Origin of the sequence: Bacillus sp. SD075 (assembly GCF_017355165.1) — a bacterium.
Classification (GTDB): domain Bacteria; phylum Bacillota; class Bacilli; order Bacillales; family DSM-1321; genus Peribacillus.
The window spans coordinates 1-19,837 of sequence record NZ_JADILK010000037.1 but is presented as its reverse complement, the minus strand read 5'-3'; the positions used below and the strand labels follow the sequence as shown (position 1 = coordinate 19,837).

The 19,837-nt window shown below is 42.0% G+C and carries 19 protein-coding genes and 1 pseudogene; 4 read left to right on the top strand and 16 right to left on the bottom strand.

Annotated elements, in window-relative coordinates:
- The first annotated feature begins 162 nt into the window (after positions 1-162).
- Complete coding sequence (locus IOC57_RS19480) at positions 163-1,575, top strand: sigma-54 interaction domain-containing protein (protein WP_286185045.1); 1,413 nt, start codon at positions 163-165, stop codon at positions 1,573-1,575.
- Between the two features lie 283 nt (positions 1,576-1,858).
- Here IOC57_RS19480 and IOC57_RS19475 read toward each other — a convergent pair whose 3' ends face one another.
- The 12 genes from IOC57_RS19475 to IOC57_RS19420 form a co-directional block, all read right to left on the bottom strand.
- On the bottom strand, positions 1,859-2,545 hold the full coding sequence (locus tag IOC57_RS19475; protein ID WP_207440247.1) for an FMN-dependent NADH-azoreductase: 687 nt from the start codon (positions 2,543-2,545) through the stop codon (positions 1,859-1,861).
- A gap of 38 nt (positions 2,546-2,583) precedes the next feature.
- Complete coding sequence (locus tag IOC57_RS19470; protein ID WP_207440246.1) at positions 2,584-3,432, bottom strand: VOC family protein; 849 nt, start codon at positions 3,430-3,432, stop codon at positions 2,584-2,586.
- A 4-nt stretch (positions 3,433-3,436) separates the two neighbouring features.
- Positions 3,437-3,841, bottom strand: a complete 405-nt coding sequence (locus IOC57_RS19465) for a DoxX family protein (protein ID WP_207440245.1) — start codon at positions 3,839-3,841, stop codon at positions 3,437-3,439.
- A 14-nt stretch (positions 3,842-3,855) separates the two neighbouring features.
- On the bottom strand, positions 3,856-4,236 hold the full coding sequence (locus IOC57_RS19460) for a hypothetical protein (protein ID WP_207440244.1): 381 nt from the start codon (positions 4,234-4,236) through the stop codon (positions 3,856-3,858).
- 43 nt (positions 4,237-4,279) lie between these two features.
- On the bottom strand, positions 4,280-5,422 hold the full coding sequence (locus IOC57_RS19455) for a mannitol-1-phosphate 5-dehydrogenase (RefSeq protein WP_207440243.1): 1,143 nt from the start codon (positions 5,420-5,422) through the stop codon (positions 4,280-4,282).
- Positions 5,423-5,427: 5 nt separating this feature from the next.
- A complete protein-coding gene (locus IOC57_RS19450; protein WP_207440242.1) occupies positions 5,428-7,518 on the bottom strand; it encodes a BglG family transcription antiterminator in 2,091 nt (696 codons plus the stop codon).
- An 86-nt stretch (positions 7,519-7,604) separates the two neighbouring features.
- Positions 7,605-9,548, bottom strand: coding sequence for a PTS mannitol transporter subunit IICBA (locus IOC57_RS19445; protein WP_207440241.1), 1,944 nt, complete (start codon positions 9,546-9,548; stop codon positions 7,605-7,607).
- A 201-nt stretch (positions 9,549-9,749) separates the two neighbouring features.
- Entirely contained in the window at positions 9,750-11,150 is a 1,401-nt protein-coding gene (locus IOC57_RS19440; protein ID WP_207440265.1) for a CitMHS family transporter, read from the bottom strand.
- A gap of 270 nt (positions 11,151-11,420) precedes the next feature.
- Positions 11,421-12,110 carry a response regulator gene (locus IOC57_RS19435; RefSeq protein ID WP_207440240.1) on the bottom strand — a complete coding sequence of 230 codons (690 nt, stop codon included), beginning with the start codon at positions 12,108-12,110 and terminating at the stop codon, positions 11,421-11,423.
- Complete coding sequence (locus IOC57_RS19430) at positions 12,076-13,698, bottom strand: ATP-binding protein (protein WP_207440239.1); 1,623 nt, start codon at positions 13,696-13,698, stop codon at positions 12,076-12,078. Before IOC57_RS19430 ends, IOC57_RS19435 begins: the two co-directional genes overlap by 35 nt.
- A gap of 419 nt (positions 13,699-14,117) precedes the next feature.
- Positions 14,118-14,501: a collagen-like protein gene (locus IOC57_RS19425; RefSeq protein ID WP_396020866.1), complete on the bottom strand. Its 384-nt coding sequence runs from the start codon at positions 14,499-14,501 to the stop codon at positions 14,118-14,120.
- Positions 14,502-14,648: 147 nt separating this feature from the next.
- Positions 14,649-15,575: a DNA-3-methyladenine glycosylase family protein gene (locus IOC57_RS19420; protein ID WP_207440237.1), complete on the bottom strand. Its 927-nt coding sequence runs from the start codon at positions 15,573-15,575 to the stop codon at positions 14,649-14,651.
- 174 nt (positions 15,576-15,749) lie between these two features.
- Between IOC57_RS19420 and IOC57_RS19415 the strand changes: the two genes are divergently transcribed.
- The gene (locus IOC57_RS19415) at positions 15,750-16,346 is read left to right on the top strand and encodes a bifunctional transcriptional activator/DNA repair enzyme AdaA (protein WP_207440236.1); all 597 of its coding nucleotides are present in this window, start codon (positions 15,750-15,752) and stop codon (positions 16,344-16,346) included.
- On the top strand, positions 16,336-16,854 hold the full coding sequence (locus IOC57_RS19410) for a methylated-DNA--[protein]-cysteine S-methyltransferase (RefSeq protein WP_207440235.1): 519 nt from the start codon (positions 16,336-16,338) through the stop codon (positions 16,852-16,854). The genes IOC57_RS19415 and IOC57_RS19410 overlap by 11 nt, the downstream gene beginning before the upstream one ends.
- A 67-nt stretch (positions 16,855-16,921) precedes the next feature.
- On the opposite strand, the gene IOC57_RS19405 is transcribed toward IOC57_RS19410, so the two are convergent.
- From IOC57_RS19405 to IOC57_RS19390, 4 genes are all read right to left on the bottom strand, one after another.
- Positions 16,922-17,365: a DUF2690 domain-containing protein gene (locus tag IOC57_RS19405; RefSeq protein WP_286185052.1), complete on the bottom strand. Its 444-nt coding sequence runs from the start codon at positions 17,363-17,365 to the stop codon at positions 16,922-16,924.
- 84 nt (positions 17,366-17,449) lie between these two features.
- Positions 17,450-17,923, bottom strand: a complete 474-nt coding sequence (locus IOC57_RS19400) for a YjfA family protein (RefSeq protein WP_207440233.1) — start codon at positions 17,921-17,923, stop codon at positions 17,450-17,452.
- Between the two features lie 355 nt (positions 17,924-18,278).
- On the bottom strand, positions 18,279-18,476 hold the full coding sequence (locus tag IOC57_RS19395) for a hypothetical protein (RefSeq protein WP_207440232.1): 198 nt from the start codon (positions 18,474-18,476) through the stop codon (positions 18,279-18,281).
- Between the two features lie 105 nt (positions 18,477-18,581).
- Positions 18,582-18,848 carry a transporter suffix domain-containing protein gene (locus tag IOC57_RS19390; protein WP_309487736.1) on the bottom strand — a complete coding sequence of 89 codons (267 nt, stop codon included), beginning with the start codon at positions 18,846-18,848 and terminating at the stop codon, positions 18,582-18,584.
- Positions 18,849-19,124: 276 nt separating this feature from the next.
- Between IOC57_RS19390 and IOC57_RS19380 the strand changes: the two are divergent.
- Positions 19,125-19,805: pseudogene (locus IOC57_RS19380) on the top strand (copper homeostasis protein CutC).
- Positions 19,806-19,837: the final 32 nt, after the last annotated feature.

Genomic DNA, 19,837 nt, shown 5'->3' with positions numbered 1-19,837 from the left:
CACGCCAAATAGAAAAACATAAAAAACAGCATTTTTTCACCTTTTCCGCAAAATATCTTTGCACTTCGATGCAAAAAAATCTTGCTGTGCAAATTTTATTTGCACCTTTGCTTCAATTCCTCTACAATAGCTCTAAGAAAAGAAGAAAAACGGGAGGCATTCATGTATTTAGATCAAATCATTAAAATAGAAGGATTCCAATCCATCCTCTACTCGCTTGTGGATGTAATCGACATTGGGATACATATAATTGATATAAAAGGGCGAACCATTGTATATAACAAGAAAATGGCAGGAATTGAAGGAATGGATTCAGAAGAAGTATTAGGGAAGAAGATTCACGAAATCTTTAAATTCAAGGAAGAAACGGAGAGTACATTAATAAGGGCACTTCATTCGGGTAAGGCAACCGAAAACTCGAAGCAGACCTACTTCAATAATCTAGGACAGGAAATTACCACAATCAATAATACGTTTCCGATTTTGGATCCGAAGCAAAATATCATCGGAGCCATTGAGGTGGCAAAGGATATAACGAATCTTGAAAGAATCATTAAGGATAATATCTTAAATAAAGGCGATACCAAATATACGTTTGACAGCATCATCGGAACAAGTGAAAATTTCTTGGAAGTCATAGAAAAGAGCAAGCGCTCGACCAGAACGGCATCCTCCATCCTAATCGTAGGGGAAACGGGCACAGGAAAAGAGCTCTTCGCCCAAAGCATCCATAATGGCAGCAGCCGTTCGACACATCCTTTCATCAGCCAAAACTGTGCTGCCCTGCCAGATAGTCTAATTGAAGGAATACTCTTCGGCACCAAGAAAGGCGCCTTCACCGGATCGATTGAAAGGCCTGGATTATTCGAACAGGCACAGGGCGGTACCATCCTGCTAGATGAAATCAACTCATTAAATCCGAACATGCAAGCGAAATTATTACGGGCCCTTCAAGAAAGGACGATTCGCCGTGTCGGGGATACTAAAGATAAAAAAATTGACGTTCGCGTCATTGCAACGATAAATGAAGATCCGATAGATGCCATTTCAAATGATCATTTACGAAAGGATTTATACTACCGATTAAGTGTCGTTTCGTTATTCATCCCGCCTCTTCGTGAACGGAAAGAGGATATTCCTTTGCTGGCGCAATCCTTCATCGAGAAATTCAACGCTCTGTTCGAATTGAATATAGAAGGGATCAGCGAAGAGGTCTTCTCGCTTTTTTATGATTACGACTGGCCGGGGAATGTAAGGGAACTTGAACATATCATTGAGGGGGCCATGAATTTAATGGAACCAGGCGATACAAAGATTGCCATCACCCACCTTCCGACCCTTTTTAGGAAAAAGGCCCATTTGGAAGACGATCATCCAGAAAGAAAAGAGACACATGCAAATGGGGATTTACAGGAGTCAACCTTATCTCTTGATGATTATATCGCCAATACTGAAAAGCAATACTTGGAGAAGATATTGAAGGAACATGGCATGAATATCTCCCAAGCAGCCAAGGCCTTGAATATTAGCCGCCAAAGTCTTCAATACCGCTTGAAGAAGTATCAGGTCAAATAATCATTCCTGTATAAAGAAGGCCCCCATCGATAGTGAGGGCCTTCAAATATCAACAAAATGGGAGGCTGGAGTGGTCACATCCCGAACCGTGTTTTTAATAATGGTTTATTTCTGCTTTATGGAATCCTCACTGGATTGAAGAAACCTGTGACACTCCTGCCGCATAACTGACTAGCCGAGACCCACTCTGAAATCAACTGAAACGTTTTTCAAATAAAAAACTGCAGGCAAACTCGCTTTTCTACGAAGTTTGTCTACAGTCTGCTATTCCCTTCACTTCGAATCAGAATGCTTCAGCCGCTTTTGCAACGTTTTCCAACCCATCCGAAATGATTTTTTGTGTCCGGTCCGGATACTGATTATGTCCTTCAATGACCACGACCTCCGGATTGTTGATTCCCCACAAGCCAATGATAGTTTTCACTAAATTCACGGCCATTTCAGCAGAATCCATCCCTTCTAATGCATAATCAGAGCCGCGGGCGTTCAATAGCATGACTTGTTTATCACCAGCATAACCAACAGGGCCTTCTGCCGTATAATTGAACATTTTACCTGCTTGTGCCAAATAAGAAAGATATGTGATTAGCGGTGCAGGAACCGTTGAGTTCCATAGAGGGAAAGCGAATACCACTTTATCCATCGCCAGGAATTGATTTAAATATTGGTCAACCAGTTTAGCCGCATTTTCCTCTTCGGCTGTCAGTTCAAGACCTTGGTGACGTTTATACAACCCGGTAATTGCCGTATTTCCATAGTAAGGAAGTTCTTCTTTAAATAAATCCAGCTCGGTCACTTCATCTGCACGGTGTGTCTCTTTATATATTTTCAAGAAGGTATCATACATTTTCGAGCTGACGGCCTGTTCTGCAGGACGATCGTTCACTTTGACGAATAATACTTTTGTCATTTTTCCATTCTCCTCTGCCGCGGTTTCTTTATTTCCAAATATTCTACTTAAGAATCCCATTATTCCCACCATTACTTTCTACATTAATTCTTACAATTTCAGACGACTAAATGAATCTCATTGCCTGATGGATCTTTTACAGCGAAAGCCCCTTCTTTTTCCGTGACGACAGCCCCGATTCCATTCAGTTGTTCCATTACTTTGTTTCTCGCTTCTTCATCTGCAAAAACGAGAGTATACCAGTTTAGCCCCACACTATTTTCCTTTGGGGCAGGGGCGCCAACGCCATTCCAAGTGTTCAACCCGATGTGATGATGATATCCACCGGTTGAAGTAAAGAGCGCTCCTCCATATCGATTCACGACAGTAAACCCAAGACCTTGCATGTAAAACTCCTCCGTTTTACGTAAATCGGCTACATGCAGATGTATATGCCCCATTAAGGTTCCTGCAGGCAGTTGGCTCCACTCCTCATTGCTTTCTTTCAGAAGGGCATTCCCATCCAATGGATCCGTGCCCATTGCTACTTCCCCATCGGCCCATCTCCAATCAGTGGATGGCCGGTCAGAGTATACTTCAATGCCATTGCCATCCGGATCGGTAATGTACAGCGCTTCACTCACTTCATGATCCCCAGCTCCAAATGGATATTTCGTTTGAAGTAAATGGCGCAAAAAAATCGATAAATCGGCACGGCTTGGCAGTAAAAGGGCAAAATGATATAAGCCCGTCGTCCGCCCTTCTTTCGGAATCACATCAGCAGGCTGCTCAAGTGTCAGCAACGGGGTTTTTCCGTCTGTCGTTAAAACAGCTTGCCGGTCGTTTTTCTTCAATACTTGAAGACCGATGATTTCTTGATAAAACAGAATGGCATTATTTAAATCCAAAACATTTATACTGACTTCACCAACAAAAGTAATTGGTTTTTGATGAAAATTTTTATCCATATTATCACTTCCCTTTTTTATTGAAAATCACATGATCCAAAGAAAGAACCGTGCGGTTTGCACAGGCTAGATAGACAGACATGGCCAGCAGTGCCAAGTCCAGTTCGTAGCCCGCTGCTTGCCCGTTTCCTAGAAAACCTGCAGGTAATTTAGCCGTAAAAATCGCCCCCGCCATGATGACCGCAAATAGGAAGGCAACGATTCTTGTTCCCAAACCCATTATAACCGCAAGTCCTCCGATCAATTCGATTCCAGCAACGATATACGCCAAGAACCCTGGAATGCCCAGGCCATCGAAAAATCCCGCCGTATTTCCTATCCCCCCTTGAAACTTTGAAACGCCGTGAATGAAAAAAGTAAGACCTAAAATTACCCTTAAAAAAACTTGACCTGCATCATTTATACTCATGTATCAATTCTCCTTTAATCGATTACTTTATGTAAGTGATTATATTTTAATAAGCTTATAATGTCAAGTAAGTTAATCGGCATTTCCTTTTCCATAAAATAAAAACGAATTGCCGAAGCAACTCGTTCCATGGTGTCACTATTTGAATGTGTAATAATGGTTGAATTGATGATGAAAGAATCCGCAATCTTTCTCCCGACTTCCTGACATGTCACTTTACTGAACCTTGTCGCATCAACGGGCTCATATAATAATTGATGAATGCCGTCCACGGACCGTATTGCGACGGTTGCGCCCGGGTTCGTCTGAAATATCCGTTCCAGTATTTCCTCTTTATTCAAGGTTATGCTGCGATATCGGATGTTAGGTTCCTCCTTTAATGGGCTTTTGATCAAGAAAAACTCCTAAAAAAAGATTTCAGGAGTTCTTTTGCTTTTATTATTTCAACTCGTTATAGTGGTCGATAACTTCTTTGGTTATTTCGCTATTTTCGTCCAATCCGCTAATTTCCTTAAGAGCGATAGCTACACCGTGTTCTTTGATCATCGTTTGCAATTTAAGGGCTTCTTCATCTTCGTTAAAATCAAAGAGTAATGCAGCCGCTATCGCTTTCGCCAGATTAGTATAGGAAAGTCCGGCTTTCTTCGCTTCTACGGCAGGGCGCACAAGACGGTCGTTTGGCCCGAGCTTACGCAGCGGTGAACGCCCGACTCTATTCACCGAGTCATTGAGGTAGGCGTTTTTAAATCGATTAATGATTTTTTCGATATACTGCTGATGCTCACCTGCATCCAAACCGTATTGCTTTATTAAATAAGCCCCCGTTTCCCCTAGGGTTTTCTTGACTTGCTCTACAATGCCGGCGTCCTCCAATGACTGGTCAATCGTCGATTTTTCATTTTTGAGATAACCGAGGTAAGCAATGACGGCATGTCCTGTATTAACGGTAAACAGTTTTCTCTCAATGAATGGAGCGAGTTCTTTTACAAGGGTCATCCCTTCAACAGCAGGAATGTTTTCCTTCGTTTCAACGACCCATTCATAATAAGGTTCCACCAAAACATCGAGTGACCCTTCGTTATTCTGTATAGGAACGATACGGTCGACGGCTGAGTTAAAGAAGTATACTTTATCGGCTAGGTTTTCCTTTGTATCTTGATCCAGGTTTTCTAGAATGTAGCCTTCTAAAAGGTCTGTTGCCGATATTTGGTTTTCACAGGCAATCACATATAGTTTTTCATCGGTTTCCTTCACTCTTGAGGCTAATCCTTTTGCAATTAAAGGAGCGATATGCGGCAAAATATTAGGACCGATAGCAGTGGTAAGATAGGTTGCTTCGGAAATGGCCTTTATGATTTCCACTTCCTGCTTTAAGCTATTTAATCCCGAAACATTTTCCACTGTGACGGATTCTTTTTGATCTGTGGCCAGTTTGACCTGATATTGCTTTTTATCATTTAATTGATCGATGATTTGATCCGCTATGTCTACAAATGTCACATGATATCCAGATTGTGAAAAGAGCGCTCCGATAAATCCTCTCCCAATGTTTCCTGCACCGAAATGTACTGCTTGTTTCATTACAATCATCCCTTTATCAAGTTAGTATATAAATAGTCCAAGAATATGACTTCCAGCCTTTTGTTAATCATTTCTTCGTCCGAAGAGGAAAAAATCATGATGGCTTCATTGCTTTCAATTAAGCTTGAACTTATTAAGCTTACGATTTCCTGCTGCTTCACACTCAATTCTTCAGGTGCCAGCATCAGCAGTAAATTTTTCATATGGACGTCATTTCCGTCCATACCTTTGATCAAACGATATTCCTCCAGGTGGGTCACCTGGAATATCAGTTCTTTCACATTCTTATGTCTCGTATGAAAAAGGCCCATTCCAGTGCCCGGAATGCCTAAACCGCCCTTTTTTTCCCGTTCCTTCAAGGATCTGACCACATCATCCGCACCCATCAGCAGTTCTTCCGTTTCAGCCAGCCTGACCATTTCTTCAATGATTTCTGGATGTCCTTTCAGATGCGGCAGCCGATAAAACCGGAAATTATCCATGATCGACTCGATGCTCTGCTGGGCATCTTTCAATTCCTGCAGTACTTCTTTCAATCCACCATCCACTTTTTTGGTCACGGTATCCTTATGGGCTGAATGACTGCCATAACGCTTATTCTTCGTGAAGTTCTCGATATTCTTCCTTAAATAATTCCTGATGTTCAATATATTCTCTTCACTCAGAAGAGGGGATACAAGGATATAATCACTATCGATATACGGAAGCCGAACGGTAGAAATGATCACATCATAGTTTTTCAGGCTGCCCTGCTGCTGGATGTCTTTGATCGTCTTGATTTCTACAGTCTCGATTTCGATGATTTCCTTTTTGATCCGGCTTGCAAGCATCTTCGACGTACCAATCCCTGTCGGGCAAACGATGAGTGCCCTTATTGATAGTTCTTCCTCCCGCAGCACTAATGCAGATCCGAAATGAAGGACGATGAAGGCTATTTCATCTTCAGGAAATTCTTTTATTTCTTTGAATCCCATTTCCAGACTGGTCTTTACTGCCAAAAAGAGAACCGGATACTTTCGCTTGATATCTTCGGTTAAGGGGTTGTACAATCCCATTTCCTGTTTGATCCGGAAAAGTGATGGTTCCATATGGGCAAGGAGCCCTTGATACAATGGAAAATCCTTGGTCAAATCGATTTGCAGTTGTGCCGAAACATCTTTTATCAGGTTTCTTATCAGCTGCCCAAGCAACACACTGTCATATGGAACGGCATCGGCTGCATGAAGCTTGGAGCCTTTAAGGATGGCTGCAAGGTAGCTTATATCATCGAGGGTAAAAGAGACTTCCAGCATGGTGCTAAGTTCCTTGCCTATTTTATTCATGAGATTATTCTCATCGGAAAGTTCACTTATTTTCTTGAAGTCCTTCTCCAAAAAAAATTGGCTTTCATTCCTTTGCAGGGTTACATAAATATGTACAATTAACCCTATATACCCGCTATCCGCCAAACGAGAATGGACACTGTTAAAAGTTGAGTTCAGCACCCCATCAATTGCCAGAAGATATTCGGGATCGAAATAGTCGAGGATTTTTGCTTCTGAGAATGTTCCTTCTTGCAGCAAAAATAAACTTTCAATCAGCTCTTCATTAAAGAAGTGCAAGAAATAGGCTGCCTGGGCTTTCCGTTTATTTTCTTCGGTGCCGGCAAGCTCTATTCCGACTCCCCTTTTTCTGGTAATCACGATATTAAAATTCTTTAACCATTCGGTCAGTTCGTCCAAATAGGTTGTAAGAGTCGTAATGCTTATACCGAGATCACCCGCAAGAACTTGAGTTTTATATGACTCTTCCTGCAATAGAGCTAAAAGAAGATGCAACTTTCTTTCTTGTGGCGTTTGATCGATTGGATGATTGCCCATCAGGTGCTGTACAAGCCGAAAGACTTGTTCATTCTTCCCGTCGATGGACAGGCCCTCATGTGTATTGCGTGTTAAATGCAACTCAAATGATTGCAGGATTTTTTCTATGGACTTCAGATCACGTTGAACCGTCCTCACACTAACATTCAATTGTGTCGCAATGGATAAGGCTGTATGTTTTCCTGAAGTTCTTATGATCAATTCAATGATTGATTTTTCCCTTGAAGTAATATACATGCTACCAACTCATTTCAGGTGGAGTAACACGAGAAAATACTGAATAGAAAAGCGTAAAACGCTTTTCTATTCTTGGTTAAGTGTATTTAATTATTTTCGACTTTAATAATATCCATCAATTCCCTGGCTGATGTGGCTTTAACCATCTTTTCGATATTCTCCATCTCAGAGCAGGTAACTGCAATGCCAGATAGAATTTCAAGATGTGTCCCGTCCTTGCCGGCAATGCCGAATATCAATCGTGCCTTTTGGCCGTCAAAGTCGACACCATCAGGAATTTGTAAAACGGTAAATCCAGATTTAAGGACATCTTTCTTAGCTTCCTCGGTTCCGTGCGGAATGGCTACATCATTCCCCATATAGGTTGAAGTCAATTCATCACGAGCAATCATTGCTTCAATATAGCTTTCCTTAACGTAACCTGCATTGACCAAAGCTCTCCCCGCAAAGCGGATCGCTTCTTCCTTATTGGCGAATTGTTGATTAAGGAAGACGTTTTCTTCACGAAGCAATTCATTCCCTTCCTGCTCATCCTCGTCGATGCCAGGCTTGATTGAATGTTCACGAACACCAGGAACCTTCTCTTCAGCATCTTCGACGATTTCATGCAGCTCATCGGTACCGTCATCCTGAAGCCTTGCAAGCAATGAATCGTATTCAGGGCTTGATAGGAAATTATCGACAGATACATGATAAGCATTCGGCACTTTATTCTGTGCCCTTGGCGTTAACTCTTCCTGTGTAATGACGATTTGTGCATCAGCAGGAATAGTTGAGATTGCCGTATTGGTAACAGTGATATTCAATCCGGCTTCCTTCACCTTCTTGCGAAGCAGCGAAGCCCCCATCGCACTTGATCCCATCCCGGCATCGCAGGCAAATATTATTTTGCTGACGTTTGTTGGCAACGTTCCCGGATCTGAAGCGAATACTTCGGCGACAGAGCTTTTCTTGCCTTTCATTTCTTGCATTTTTTTCGCGGCATCTTCAATATTCTCTTCAGATTGTTTTCCTGTTTTCAGGATGAATGCACCGACGATGAATGAAACAAGGGCGGCTACGATGACGCCCGCAAAGTTAGCAATATATGCACCCGCATTATGCGGAGTTACCGCTGTAATGGCAAGTATACTGCCTGGAGATGCTGGAGCGAATAATCCTCCGCCTAGTAGGACCAATGTGAAAACTCCACTCATGCCTCCAAGAATGACGGCTAAGAATAACATCGGCTTCATTAGGATATAAGGGAAATAAATTTCATGGATCCCGCCGAAGAAATGAATGATGGCAGCTCCTGGCGCCGATTTCTTCGCGGTTCCCTTTCCAAAAAAGCAATAAGCAAGCAGTACGCCGATACCTGGTCCTGGATTCGATTCCAGAAGGAACAGGATGGAAGCCCCTGTTTGTTTAACTTGCTCTACACCAATTGGTGATAGTACACCATGATTGATGGCATTGTTCAAGAACAATACCTTGGCAGGCTCGATCAGGATACTTGTCAACGGAAGTAATCCTGTACCGACAAGCCAATCGACTCCTGCTACAAGCCAGCCTGTAAATACGTCCACAGCAGGCCCGATGGCCAAGAAGGATAGAATGGACAATAAGCCTCCAATAATCCCAGCTGAGAAATTATTAACAAGCATTTCAAAACCGGCTTTTATTTTCCCTTCAATCAATTGATCGAATTTCTTGATGACATAACCGCCGAACGGTCCCATTATCATGGCTCCAAGGAACATCGGGATGTCAGATCCGACGATGACGCCCATTGTCGCAATGGCACCGACTACGCCGCCGCGGTGGTCATGGATTAACTTACCACCCGTATACCCAATTAAAAGCGGCAGTAAAAACGTAACCATCGGTGTAACCATTTTGGCAAGGCTTTCATTTGGCAGGAAACCAGATGGGATGAATAGTGCAGTGATTAGCCCCCATGCTATGAAAGCTGATATATTCGGCATGACCATTGAACTTAGAAAGTTACCGAACTTTTGAACGGCAACCTTTATATTAAAGTGAGCCATTTTGCTCTCTTCCCTTCTTATTAATATAGTTTCCTTTAATCTTAAGGTACGTACATTCCTCATTCAATAAAAGAAAAAGCTAACTTTGTCGCGAAAGAGAAGACAAACATAATGTATCTCACTTTTCCAGATTTATTCAGCGCTTGATACAGACAGAAAAGAGTCCCGTTCGCTTCGTGACGAACGGGACTCTTTAGAGCTTTATAGCGGGATGATTCCCAGTAGGACACAAACCACTATCATGACAAGCGTCGATCCGCATGCCCATTTCAGGAAAGTGCGCTGCAAGGCACCGAAATCTTCCCCTACCATTCCAACCAATAGATAGGTGGATGGAACAAGCGGGCTCAATAGATGGACAGGAAGGCCCAATAGTGAAGCTCTGCCGATCAGGGCAGGGTCAATTCCATAAGCAGCTCCCGCTTTAGCAAGTAATGGGAGCACACCATAATAAAATGCGTCATTAGACATGAAGAACGTAAAAGGTGCTGAGATGATGGCTGTTATGACAGCAAAATGTGCGCCCATTTGATCTGGAATATGCTGAATCAAAGAGTTTGCCATGGCATCGACCATCTCCGTACCGGCAAGGATTCCAGTGAAGACACCTGCAGCAAAAATCATCGAAATTACAGATAATGCATTGTCCGCATAGTTTGCCACACGTTCTTTCTGATCACTTACTTTCGGATAGTTAACCGTAATGGCAATCGCGAAACCTACCATGAACAGAACCGCTGAAGGCATAAGTTCCATGATCAGCGCAACCAGCAGTGTAAGAGTCAATGCGTAATTGAATATGATCAATTTAGGCCGTTTAATATAAGCATCTTCCGTTGCAGCCGCCTGCTGTGCCACAACATGATAATCGACCTCTATGATCCCAATTCTCTTTCTTTCTTTTTTACCCAGGCAATATGCCATGAAAAGGACGAATAGGACTCCGCCAATCATCGCTGGAATGACAGGGGTGAATACATCGGACATTTCAAGTTTTAAAGCGGTCATCACCCGTGCTGTAGGGCCTCCCCAAGGAAGAAGGTTCATGACTCCAGATGACGAAACGGCAATACCGGCCAATACAAGCGGTCTCATTCCAATCCGTTTATATAGCGGAAGCATGGCAGAAATCGTTATCATATATGTAGTCGTACCATCTCCATCCAAGGAAATCAGCAAAGCCAGGACTGCCGTGCCGATGGCAATTTTCACCGGATCTCCTTTTACAAGCTTAAGAATCGTATTGATGATCGGGTCAAAAACCCCAGCATCGATCAAAATGCCAAAGAAAAGGATTGCAAATAAAATCATGATTCCCGTTGGCGCAACGTCTTTGATCCCTTCCAGCGCCATCTCACCCATTTTACCGCCAAACCCACCAATAAGTGCAAAGGCACTTGGTACTGCAATCAAAGCTATCATGGCTGAAAGTCGCCCTGTCATAATTAAAATCATAAACACTAATATCATCAAGTATCCTAATAAAGCGAGCATATCTATCACTCCTAATCTTCTAATAAGATAAATTGTATATGAAATCGCTTTATCTGTAAGCGTTTTCAATTTATTGTGTTTTAAAACTATTTTGCCAATTGTGTTCATTGTGTTCACGGAAGCACTTTTTCAGAGTGAAGCGGACTCCATTTTCGGGGTTGAATGGCGGGTTTCTAAAGGAAATTACACCACAACCTTTTCCTCCCCCATCTCCCAGTTAAAAATATTCTGCAGAAAAATCGATGGCCAATTAGTGATTGCCAACCATTATATTGACAATATATTGAGTCAATGATCCTCGCTTTCTTTTGAAATCTTTCAAACCATGCATGCATAAAAAACACCTCCATAATGAAGGTGTTTCAAATAATTCCGCCTCTATTGAATTTTATAATATCTTCGCTCAGGTCTTCCCACTACCCCGTATACGACTTCCGCTTTACATTTCTTAACGGATATCAAGTATTCCAAATAGCGTCTCGCGGTTGTCCTGGAAGCACCGATCTGCCCGCTCACTTGCTCAGCCGACAAACCGATATCGCTTCCTTCGAGTACCTCGATCACTTTCGCCAAAGTAATTTCGTCTACCCCTTTCGGTAAGGACAACCCATCATTCGTTTCCGAAGTGGACGTTCCCTTTTTCAAAATGAGATCAACAAAATCCTGATCTATCTCTTGTTTGGATTTCATCAGATTGACTTTCTTCAGATACTCTTCGATAACTTGGTTGAAGCGCTTCATTTCCACTGGTTTAATTAAATAATTCTCAACACCATAATGAAGCGCCTTTTCAAGTTGTTCTTTATCCGTTGCCGCGGTAATCATGATGATATCCACATTCGGGAATTTTTTCCGTATGTCCGGCAGGAGGTCTGTACCAAGCTGATCTGGCATATAAACATCAAGCAAAAGCAGATCCGGGCTTTTTTGCTCCAAGATCCGAAGCGTTTTCTTGGCATTGACAGCTTTACCGACCACTTCTATTTCATCAAAGTTTTTCAAGAATTTCTCATGGATATCCGCTACACGAAAATCATCTTCTGCGATGACTGTTTTTATCTTCATCATCCTTCCCCCCTCTCTGTTCTTTAGGAAGATACACGGTGAATATGGTGTTTCCATCCTCGCTTTGCACTTCGATGATGCCGCCCAGCTCTTTTACGACATGATCTGCATTCGAAAGTCCATAACCACTTGGACTTCCGCTGTTTTTCGAAGTGAAACCCCGATCGAAAATATGGGCGATAGCATCCTCATGTATTCCTTTTCCGTTATCACTCACTTCAAATACCATATCATTTCCGATATCAGTGGCGAAAAATTTCACGAGTGGCTTTTCCATGCTAGAAACCGCTTCAAGTGCATTATCGATAATGTTGCCTAGAATCAATGTTAGTTGTGACAATTTTATATGATCCGGCAGTTTCTCTAGGTAACTTTGTGCGTCTATTTCAAAGATGATCTTCTTTTCCGATGCTTTGCCAATCTTACCAAGTAACAGGGCTTGCACCTTTGTATCCTTTATCTGTTCGAACACGACACGGTTCAGGGAATGCAATTCGGAAGTTTCGCTTTGGATCATTTCTATCGCTTCATCGTATTCCCCTAATTGTATCAATCCTGAAAGGACGTATAGTTTATTGGTAAATTCATGAGTTTGTGCCCTTAAATCCTCTGAATGCATCTTCACTTCAGATAATGTGTTGACCATTTCCTCAATTTCCGTTCGATCACGGAACGAAGCGACAACACCGCTTACCCCTTCACTATCGAAGATTGGCGTACAATTAACAATGATGGATTTGTCTTTCCATGTAATCTCCTTATCCATTTGCGGTTCACCGGACTTCAGCACTTCGAATAAATACTTCGAAGGAAATAGGCCATCCACGTTCAAATGGCGAACGGACTCTTTAATATCCAGCAATTTTTTCGCCGGCTGATTCATCGACGTAATCAACCCATTTTGGTCAATGGCCAGAATCCCTTCTTTCACCGATTGCAGCACTGCATTTTTTTCTTTATATAAATTGGCTATTTCAAATGGTTCCAGCCCCAGTGTATCTTTACGTATGCTCCTTGCCAGCATGTAACTGCCAATGATCGATATCATGATGGCCACTAAAGATACAATCATCTCTTTGGACAAATCCTTGAAAATTTGGGCTCGGACATCATCCACTAAAAAACCGACGGAGACGATTCCGATTATTTTTCCATCTTCATTGAATATCGGTGACTTCCCCCGAAGGGAAAGACCGAGTGAACCTGCTGCTTCGGAAACATAATATTCGCCTTCACGAATGGCCCTGCTATTATCTCCGCCTTCCATCCGCTTCCCAATTTCAGAAGCAAGCGGATGGGAATAGCGAACTCCCTCCGCATTCCCTACAACGATGAACTCAGCCCCTGTTTCCCTGCGGATCTTTTCGACAATCGGCTGGATTGTGACAGCGGGATCATCCGTTTCAAAAGCTCCTGTAACAGTAGGCATGAAACTAATCGTCTTTGAAAGCTCCAACGCCAATTGACCTTTATCCTTCGCTATTTGCCTTGCTTCCATAAAGGAAAAAGTAGTCGTCAATAAAAGGATCAAAAACAGGCTCAACGATAAGACTAACCCGAGAATCTTGGTTTCCAACGATACTTTCCTCATATTCAACAGCATCCTCTATTTTCATTTTCAGTCTCTAAATTTTATAGGAGCATAATGATTTTACCATTTCTATTAAATATTGAACATTGTTGGCCATATATTTTGCAACATTCAAAAATGAAAGGATTTAAGTAACAAAAAAGGGAGAGCCTAATGAATTTCTTTATTCCTTTTCAAATGATTTATATGCTCATCAACCTTTCGCATTATTTTTCCAGCCCTTTTTCTTTCTGATATCGTGTCACCCGAGGTACTTCTTGAGGTTATAGGAGTATTTCTCCGTGTCCTATTTTAGAAAGAAGGTCACGCCGATCAAGGAGCAGCTGTTTTACACCTTGGATCTCCTTATCGTATTGGAAGAAAGCAAAACAATCTGCAACAAAAAATGCTCAAAGGAAACATCTCCTTTGAGCATTTTTTCAAAAACAGCTAAAAGAATTGATTTGTCTAGTATCGATACCAAAAATCGACCAGAACCTGCCATTCCATCTGAATCCGGCAACAGAACGCGGACCGACGAAAATGGGGAAATACCAGAAACGCGCACCATTGTTTAGCCATATGAAAGTATTCCTGAACAGACAAAACGAAATGGCACCTGGATCTACGGCAAATGTTGAAGCCGATTGCTGGTGGGGGATAAACGCTGGCGGGGGAGCTTTTGGTGCCTGCGAACTCGGCGGCGGTCCTGGTTGACCTGGAAATTGAGGTAAACCAGGGATACCCGGAAAGCCGGGTAGACCGGGAAACTGCCGTTCAAGAGAAGCTTGATCTTCATAATGGTATATTGGGTACATATACATGGTCATTCACCCCTTTAAGATTGAATGTAATAAGTTATGATATATGTACTCAAGGTGTTTGGGCTGGAAATGCAATTCACCTCTGAAACTTACAGTTTCATCTCCGAAATCAGGGATATATCGACGATAATTGGAATATACACAAATTCAATATAGCAATCTCCATAAATAGAAGGTCGCATAGGATTCCCAATCGGCCCACGCTTCCGATAGTTTCCGGATTTCCGCTTTCGTTGATTTTGCTTCCGTTTGCAGGACCAGTTTCATGGAATTATGCAGGCCGACGTCATCGATGGGAAAGGCTGCTGGAAAACGCAAACAGCGCATCAAGACATAGTTTGCTGTCCACGGACCGATTCCACGTATGTTGGTCAGCATTTTTTCGGCCTCTTTTTCATCCTTTGCATTCAAAAGCTTTTCTTTTGTAAGTTCCCCTTCTGCAATCAGTTGAGAAACACCTATTAAATATTCACACTTCTTCACCGTCATCCTCAAATCGGCGAAATCTTCGACCGTCAATTTCGCGATCGCATCAGGCTTTGGAAACAGCCAATATCGCTTTCCTGCGAATTCAACAAAATCACCAAATCCCTCCACAAGCCTCCGTTTCAAGGTATAGGCATAAGTCAAGTTAATCTGCTGTCCAAGTATTCCCCAGGCAATCGCTTCAAATAAATCAGGGATGCCCATATTTCTCAAACCGAAGAATTGGCTTACAGGCTTTTGCAATAAAGGGTCCTTTTGGGCCATCTCATAAAAAGGAAGCAGGTTTGTCTCAAGATCGAACCAGTGACGAACGTATTGGGAAACTGCATCCTTTACCTGATTATCCATCGGTGCTGTTCGTCCTGGAAATCGAACGGTCAGCTCCATTTCATTCATCGCACTGATTTCTATTAAAAATGTCTCATTTTCGACATCAAGTGCTCGATAAATCTTTTGATCAACAATATCGAACAGACATTCATTGGAGGATCTTGATAAGTATTTAAGATTTTCCGAAAAACGAAACTCTTTTGGTGCACGGATTCTCAATTCAATCCTGCCTTCATCATTGGTTAATGTCTCTTTCATCCTGCTCCCTCCTTTAGCTTTATTCTAATGACAAACCGATACGTTATCTTGCTCTTTCATTAAATCCCCTTATTTTAACAAATATAATGGAGTAATTACGTTATCTTGCTTTTATATTATCAAAATGTTTGTATATCAACCCTTTCTTGTATACTAAAAGCAGAGGTGAATGTAGTGAATCCGAAAAAAGCCGATTTCCCGAATGAATATTGGAAAGCAATTATAGAGTGCGATGCAGCATATGATGATCATTTTTTATACGGAGTGATTACGACGGGCATCTTTTGCAGGCCCTCCTGTAAATCCAGGATGCCGAATAAGGAAAACGTGAAGATTTTCCAAAATGCCATGATGGCATTGGAAGAAAATTTCCGGCCTTGTAAACGGTGTAAACCGGAAGGGCTGAATTTGCCGACAGAAGAATGGGTTGAGCAAATAGCCGATTGGATCGACACCCATTACAGTGAACCCCTCACATTGAACAAATTGGCGGATATTTCCCACGGCAGCCCTTATCATTTACAACGCTCATTCAAGCGTGTGAAGGGGATATCGCCCACTGAGTACATTCAACGGCTTCGCCTTGAAAAAGCAACGAGGCTGCTGGAAAACTCCGAACAGCCGATAACTGAAATAGGCTTGGCTGTCGGGTTCTCGAGCACACCCTATTTCATGATGCTATTCAAAAGGAAAATGGGGAATACCCCTTCAGGATATCGGAAAGCTTATCTTAAAACTCAAGCTTTGGAGCGTGAAGAATATGAAGAATGATAAAGAACAAACCATTGATTGGGCCATATTGCATTATGATAGGTGGCAGTTATATGTGGCCAAAACGGGAAAAGGGCTTTGCTATGTAGGCTCTCCCGGTCAAACGTATGAAGAACTGAAGTCTTGGCTACAAAAGCGCTTTCCAATGTCGAGCCTTGTTGAAAATGAAAAAGCCTTATCACCCTATCTAAATGAACTCCTAGAATATTTCAATGGGACCAGGCAGACTTTCTCTCTTCCGACAGATGTAAACGGTACGCCCTTTCAACAAGAAATTTGGGCAGCGCTGAATCAAATACCTTATGGCAAAACCTGTTCCTATTCCGATATTGCCCAAATCATCCAAAGACCTGCAGCTGTTAGGGCGGTCGGTACGGCCATTGGTGCCAATCCTGTTCTGATCACGGTGCCATGTCACCGGGTTATCGGAAAAAACGGAGCCATTACCGGATACCGCGGAGGTACGGAGATGAAACAATATCTACTTCAATTGGAAGCAGATATGTAGGCGTGAGTGCAATCTGACCGCAAAAAAGCATCCGACTATAAGGATGCTTTTTTTGAGCCTTAGTTTTTTAGTACCAAATCGTCACCGCTTTGTTATATGCATCACTATTAGGGATCGCATGTATCCCCTGGGCCTGAGCTTTGCGCGGGTCATAATCATATACCATTGATGTATAGCACGAAGTCTGCCCTTTGTTCACGATACCGTTGCCCCCGGAACTGGCGCATGTATAGGCTTTGCCATCAGTACTTCGGACGATCCTGGCATCCGCTTCATGGTTGTAAACGGCTGGACGAGTTACGGTCACTTTTGCCCAGGCGGTTTTACAGACAGTGCTGAATTTCAATTCTACATACGAATTGGAATCGATCCATTTTTTATCCTTTGTAACCGCCGAACTTGCACAACTATTATAATATGGACTTTTTCCATCATAAGCATGTGTTTCTGCCAGTGCTTGATTTTTTCCAAATCCAAAGTCGACAAGAAACATCGACAGTGTCATCACCATGGATAACCCTATCATTTTAAGCTTTTTATTCATTTCATTCATCCTTTCTTTGCATAAAAATAGATGAAGGTTTTTCTTTTTTCATTAATACCAGCCGGTTTCACCTGCTGTATATGGCCAAAAAGCGACCGCTTTTGCTTTTCGCGGATCTAAATCATATACCATTGGTGTATAGCATGACGTTTGACCTTTATTTATTTCGCCATTTCCTCCAGGAGATGCACAGCTAAATTGTTTATTATCGGTATTTCTGACAACCAATGCCGTTGCCTCCCCATCCGTTTTAGCCGGTCTGCTTAGGGTCATCTTCGCCCAAGCCGTTTTACAAGTTGTGCTGAATTTCAACTCCAAATTGGCTGAAGCACCGTTGGCATAAATTTTCACGGACTTCTTCGTGACTGCGCTATTCGCACAACTATTATAGTAAGGACTTTTTCCATCATAAGTGTGTGTTTCTGCCGATACTTTGCTGGCAAAGAATTCAAGGGAGCCAAAAAGGACTAAAGAAGCTACAAAAAATGAAATACTTAAAACCATTTTTTTCATTATTTCACTCATCCCCTTAACAAAATTTGTACACTATTCATCTTACAATTTTGTCATATTCTTACAAGTGATAAATTCCCTAGTTCATGAAAACTACATAAACTGCATCCTGCAATCGCTATAACAGTCTGATATATCTCGCTTTATCAACTGAATCACTACAGAGACAAAGTCATTATCCCTATGAGCAATTCAGGACAAATGCGTATCAAGCTAGGATAAAACGAGCCAATAGGCTGCGGTTCCCCTGGAAAGACACAGGTCGATATACTTAATGTTTAAAAAGCCCCGCCAAAACTTGAATCGTTTTGGCGGGGCTTTATTTTCATTTAGTGAGGTTTTCTCTGATCAATCTATTGATGCTTTCTTAATGGGAACGATCATGCGGCACGAACTCATCTCGTCCAAAAAATCGATCGAACATCATCCTACATCCTTCTTGATTCATTTCAAATTCCTTACTATTCACCTTGTCCTTCGCTCCGGTCCAAAGCTCTTCGGAGTCATTCAGCACACCCTTCAACATTCCGGAAACTGAAATATTCGAAGCAATGTGCACTTTCATATAAAAAGACGTCTTCCCGGGGCAACGCCAGTTTGAATGCCATTGGAATCGAAAACTTTCAGCCACTCAGTTTCCATGGGGCTTCACTCCCAGCCCCCTTCAGCTTCAACCTTTTTCTTTTCTCCAATTTTTCGGGTTTAAATAGCCTTTATATTTAGCGGCCACTTCTTTCCCGACCAAAAGCGCACCTGCCCAAAACATCACTTCCGCAAAGACAATCGCACCTGTTATGACCCCAGCCTTAGCCGCAGTCGAAAATGGCGTAAAAGGAGCTGCGACAGGAATGATCCAAGTGAGAAGGGAAATGATAAGGAACCCCATCCCTACTTTGTAAAACCTCGATTTCTTTATTTCCTTACTTTCTTTATCCAATTAAATAACCTCCGTCATGATGATTTTCATTTAATTCCTTCGCCAAACATTCCATTTTCAAATATACCATTGAATATATTCTTTTTTTTATACGTTTTAATGTTCATTTCGTTTCATAAATAGGAGAAATAAAGAAATTCCATTTGAGGAAAACCATAGAGTATCTGTTAAGGGGTCATGGTATCTATTAATGAATTGACTTTACTATTCTTAATGGATTTAATAATCTTATACAAACTATTCTTATAACACTAGCATGCAGGAAAGGAAAATCCAATGTACATTGAATTCATTGCCACAACGATAGAAGATGCCATTTTAATTGAAGAATCGGGCGCAGACCGTATTGAGCTGGTCAGTTCTTTAGCCGAGGGGGGATTAACTCCAAGCCACGCCCTGATAGAGGCTGCCGTCAATTCCGTGTAGATACCCGTCAACGTGATGGTAAGGCCTCATAGCCAGTCGTTTTGTTATACGCAAAATGATTTGGAAATCATGAAAAAAGATATCCAAATCATTCGATCACTGGGAGCGAATGGGGTCGTATTGGGTGCATTAAATGAAAAAAACGAAATCAATCGACCATACCTCGAAGAACTATTGACCGTATGTGAAGGTTTGGAGATTACATTCCACCGAGCCATCGATGACACAAACGACCCAGTCATTTCAGCTGAAATCCTAGCAAATTATCCAGAAATCACTACGATATTGACCTCAGGTGGGCATGGGGATTTCTCTAGCCGCATGAAAACGATTCAACAAATGAAAAGAGTCTGCGGCGACATAGCCATACTGGTTGGAAGCGGATTGAATAAGGATAATATCCTTTCTATCCATTCCGAACTGCATACCGGTCACTATCATTTCGGTACGGCTGTTCGAAAAAATAACAGTATCATTGAAGGAGTTACATTAGAAAAAGCTAAAGAAATCGTAAACTTGCTAAAGAAATAATGTTGGAGAGGGACCATTTCATTGGTCCCTTC

Bases quoted from the DNA above. Each gene is read 5' to 3' on its own strand.
- IOC57_RS19420 (WP_207440237.1), bottom strand. From the start codon at position 15,575: ATGAAAGAGACATTAACCAATGATGAAGGCAGGATTGAATTGAGAATC.
- IOC57_RS19480 (WP_286185045.1), top strand. From the start codon at position 163: ATGTATTTAGATCAAATCATTAAAATAGAAGGATTCCAATCCATCCTC.
- IOC57_RS19465 (WP_207440245.1), bottom strand. From the start codon at position 3,841: ATGAGTATAAATGATGCAGGTCAAGTTTTTTTAAGGGTAATTTTAGGT.
- IOC57_RS19410 (WP_207440235.1), top strand. From the start codon at position 16,336: ATGAAGAATGATAAAGAACAAACCATTGATTGGGCCATATTGCATTAT.
- IOC57_RS19400 (WP_207440233.1), bottom strand. From the start codon at position 17,923: ATGAGTGAAATAATGAAAAAAATGGTTTTAAGTATTTCATTTTTTGTA.
- IOC57_RS19405 (WP_286185052.1), bottom strand. From the start codon at position 17,365: ATGGTGATGACACTGTCGATGTTTCTTGTCGACTTTGGATTTGGAAAA.
- IOC57_RS19435 (WP_207440240.1), bottom strand. From the start codon at position 12,110: ATGATGAAGATAAAAACAGTCATCGCAGAAGATGATTTTCGTGTAGCG.
- IOC57_RS19440 (WP_207440265.1), bottom strand. From the start codon at position 11,150: ATGAACACAATTGGCAAAATAGTTTTAAAACACAATAAATTGAAAACG.
- IOC57_RS19470 (WP_207440246.1), bottom strand. From the start codon at position 3,432: ATGGATAAAAATTTTCATCAAAAACCAATTACTTTTGTTGGTGAAGTC.
- IOC57_RS19430 (WP_207440239.1), bottom strand. From the start codon at position 13,698: ATGAGGAAAGTATCGTTGGAAACCAAGATTCTCGGGTTAGTCTTATCG.
- IOC57_RS19395 (WP_207440232.1), bottom strand. From the start codon at position 18,476: ATGAAAGTGCACATTGCTTCGAATATTTCAGTTTCCGGAATGTTGAAG.
- IOC57_RS19445 (WP_207440241.1), bottom strand. From the start codon at position 9,548: ATGGCTCACTTTAATATAAAGGTTGCCGTTCAAAAGTTCGGTAACTTT.
- IOC57_RS19450 (WP_207440242.1), bottom strand. From the start codon at position 7,518: ATGTATATTACTTCAAGGGAAAAATCAATCATTGAATTGATCATAAGA.
- IOC57_RS19455 (WP_207440243.1), bottom strand. From the start codon at position 5,422: ATGAAACAAGCAGTACATTTCGGTGCAGGAAACATTGGGAGAGGATTT.
- IOC57_RS19425 (WP_396020866.1), bottom strand. From the start codon at position 14,501: ATGTATATGTACCCAATATACCATTATGAAGATCAAGCTTCTCTTGAA.
- IOC57_RS19475 (WP_207440247.1), bottom strand. From the start codon at position 2,545: ATGGGATTCTTAAGTAGAATATTTGGAAATAAAGAAACCGCGGCAGAG.